The 663-nt window shown below is 28.7% G+C and carries 1 protein-coding gene; it reads left to right on the top strand.

Features of this window, described 5'->3' with window-relative positions; translation table 11 throughout:
• Nucleotides 1-127 precede the first annotated feature (127 nt).
• Nucleotides 128-550: a GIY-YIG nuclease family protein gene (locus tag AZI32_RS17290; RefSeq protein ID WP_021434561.1), complete on the top strand. Its 423-nt coding sequence runs from the start codon at nt 128-130 to the stop codon at nt 548-550.
• Nucleotides 551-663: the final 113 nt, after the last annotated feature.

Below are 663 nucleotides of genomic sequence, written 5' to 3'. Positions count from 1 at the left end.
TTAGAGGATATAAAAATAAAAGGTAGAGCTAAGATTGAAAATAGTAATGGTATAACTGAGTTTCAAAGCTACTGGACCACTAAAGAAGATTTTGAAAGAATATTAAAGGGTAAAAGGAAGTGATTGCATGGCTTATGTTTATAGGTTTATAGATCAGCATGAAAAAACCATATATATTGGATATACTGGACAGACATTAGACAAAAGAATGAGCCAACACTTTCAAAAAGGACATTTACCCAGTAAGTGTTATAACTCAATAGCTAGAATAGAATATATAAGATATGCAACTAAATCTGATGCAATGGTAATTGAAACATATATGATAAACAAATACAAGCCTATATATAACAAGCTTAATAAACAAAATGATACTATTACATTAAACCTTGAAATCGAAGAAAATTGGAAGGTATATAGAGTGTATAAGACTACTACAGAATATAAAGATAACGTTAATTACAATAGTTGTAGTGGTTGCATAGTATCAGTAGGAGTAATAGCCTTTTTATTATATGCTATCGGATTTTTCTTCTTTAGCATTATATAATTTAAATATATATTATTGGCCAGTATCGAGAACAAGCGAATAAACTTTAAGTCAATAAGTGTTCAGTCTGATACGTAGGTTAAATTTTAAAAGCACATTAAACGTAAGCTGGT

This window comes from Clostridium sp. ATCC 25772 (assembly GCF_001573875.1).
In the GTDB taxonomy this organism is placed as follows: Bacteria; Bacillota; Clostridia; order Clostridiales; family Clostridiaceae; genus Clostridium_J; species Clostridium_J senegalense.
Note: the sequence above shows the minus strand (reverse complement) of the source record. Positions and strands in the feature narration are given on the sequence as shown.